Genomic DNA, 2,856 nt, shown 5'->3' on the forward strand with positions numbered 1-2,856 from the left:
GCGCCGCATACGCCTGCGACAGATCCCGCGCCAAAGGCGCCATCGACCAGCCATCAGCCGCAATGTGATGAACCACCACCACCAAAACCCACTCATCAACCGCGTCCGCAACCTCCAACAACCGCACCCGCCACGGCAGATCCCGCTCCAGATCAAAACCCGCGCCAGTCACACCAGCCACCGCCGAAGCAATGTCCTCAGCAACCACGGACTTCACGACAACCTCGGGAACACCCGCAGCACCCGTCAGAATCTCCTGCCGCGGCTCACCGTCCACCTGCGGAAACACCGTCCGCAAACTCTCATGACGACCCGCCACATCCCCCAACGCCACCCGCAACGCCCCCACATCCAACGCCCCACTCAGACGGAGCACGAGAGGAATGTTGTACGTCGCGGACACGCCCTCCAACTGACCGAGGAACCACAGCCGACGCTGCGCGAAAGACACCGGAATCACAGGAACAACCTTTCGCTTGCTCCCTCACACAGAGGGATCACCGCCATCCAAGGCAGTGGATTACATGAAGAATGTGCGAGCGGGCTGGAGGATTACTCCTCGGGCTCCGCCGCTCTTGCCCGTCGCGGGGAAGAGCGATGTCATTCGCCGTCTTCCTGGAGGGGGCGCATACGTCGCAGCTTGGGGCGCGTCTTCGCCGTAGTAGCTGAAGCGAGTTCTGTCGCCAGCAGAGCCACCGTGGGTGCCTCGAACAGCGACCGAACCGTGACTTCTACGTCCAGCGCCAGCCGGATCCGGCGTACAAGCCGAGTGGCCAGGAGCGAGTGTCCGCCGAGGTCGAAGAAGCTGTCGTCAATGGAAACGGGTCCGTTACCGAGGACTTCGGCGAAAAGGCCGCACAGGATCTCCTCCTGCGATGTCCGGGGCGCACGCCCGGACGCGTCCGATGTGTACGTGGGTGCCGGCAGGGCCCGCCGGTCCAGCTTTCCGTTCAGCGTCAACGGCAGAGCGTCCAACACCACGAATGCCGACGGCACCATGTAGTCCGGCAGACTGCGGCGAGCGTGGCTGCGCAGTTCGACGGTGACAGCGGCCGACGGGAGGTCATCCGCGGAGGCATCGGCCGCGGGTACGACGTAGGCGACAAGCCGCCTGTCTCCCGGTACGTCCTCCCGTACCACGACCGCCGTCTGAGCCACCTGCCCGTGCTCCGCCAGGACGGCTTCGACCTCGCCCGGCTCGATACGGAAGCCGCGTACCTTCACCTGTGTGTCCGCCCGGCCGACGAACTCCAAGACCCCGGCCGCAGACCAGCGCACCACATCCCCGGTCCGATACATCCGCGAACCGGGTACCACCACGAATGGATCCGCGACAAACCGCTCAGCCGTCAGACCCGCACGGCCCAGATACCCCCGCGCAAGACCGGCCCCCGCCACATACAACTCACCAGCCACACCCACCGCCACCGGCGACAGACCCGCATCCAGCACATACACCCGCGTGTTCCACACCGGACGGCCCACCGGCACCGACACATCACCAGCCCGGCACTCCCACAACGTCACATCAACCGTCGTCTCCGTCGGACCGAACGAGTTGAACACCCGACGCCCCACAACCCAACGGTCAACCAACCCCGCAGAAGACGCCTCCCCCGCCAACACCAACGTCAGCCCCTGAGGAAGACCCTCCTCCCCCAACACCTCCAACACCGCCGGCGGCAACGTCGCATGCGTCACCCCGTGCCGCACCACAAACCGCGACAACGGCTCACCCGCAACCCGCTCCTCCAGCGACGGCACCACCAGCACCGCCCCCGACAACAACGCCATCCAGACTTCCCAGACCGACGTGTCAAAACTCACCGACGCAAACTGAAGAACCCTGGAACCCAACCCCACGCCCAGACCCTCAACCTGCGTCCCCGACAAACTCGCCAGACCCACATGCGAAACCACCACGCCCTTCGGCCGCCCCGTCGACCCCGACGTATAGATCACATACGCGGGATGCGCAGGAACCACCGATGCCAAACGATCTCCGTCCGTCAGATCTGCCGTGCTCAAGGCCGTGACCGCGTCCCGCACCGAAGGATCGTCGAGCAGCACACAAGGGACGTCACTGTCACGGGGCAGCAGACCGGCTGTTGCCTCATCTGTCAGAACAAACGCCGGCCGAGCATCCCGGAGCATGTACGCAATCCGGTCCACCGGATACTCCGGATCCACCGGCACATACCCCGCACCACTCTTCAACACCGCCAACAACGCAACAACCAGATCCACCGACCGCGGCAACGCCACCGCCACCAAACGCTCCGGACCCGCACCACACCCCACCAAATACCGCGCCAAACCATTCGCCCGGGCATTCAACTCCGCATAAGTGAGCTCAACACCACCACTCACCACAGCAACAGCATCCGGAGTCCGCACCACCTGCGCCTCAAACAACTCCGGCAACAACACATCCGGAACCTCACGACCCGTGTCATTCCACGCGGTCAGAATCCGCTGCCGTTCCTCAGCACCGAGAACACTGACGGAACGGACCGCCGTATCCGGATCGGCACCGACCGCCTCCAGCACACGCACCAACCGGTCCACGAGCCCCCGGACCGTCTCCTCCGCGAACAGATCCGTCCGGTAGTCGACCTGCCCCTCAAGCCCGGCAGGCCGCCCGTCCTGGCCATGGGTCTCCCCCAGGCTGAACGACAGATCAAACCTGGCCGCCACATCACCGACAGGCCCGACCTGGGCGTGAACACCGGGCAGGTCCAGCTCGGGACGGACATTGTTGTGGAAGGCGAGCATCACCTGGAACAGCGGGTGGCGGGCCATGGAACGGGCCGGGTTGAGGACCTCCACCAACCGCTCGAACGGCACATCCTGATG

At 65.0% G+C, this 2,856-nt stretch carries 2 protein-coding genes; both read right to left on the bottom strand.

Going from position 1 to position 2,856, the window contains the following annotated elements:
* Window positions 1-460, bottom strand: a 460-nt coding sequence (locus tag ACWIHT_RS47145; RefSeq protein ID WP_456174816.1) for a condensation domain-containing protein, incomplete at its 3' end; no start/stop codon positions are given.
* A 140-nt stretch (window positions 461-600) separates the two neighbouring features.
* Window positions 601-2,856: non-ribosomal peptide synthetase (locus ACWIHT_RS47150; RefSeq protein ID WP_456174817.1), on the bottom strand; the 2,256-nt coding region annotated here is incomplete at its 5' end.

It is taken from the genome of Streptomyces sp. NPDC002276, assembly GCF_053891435.1.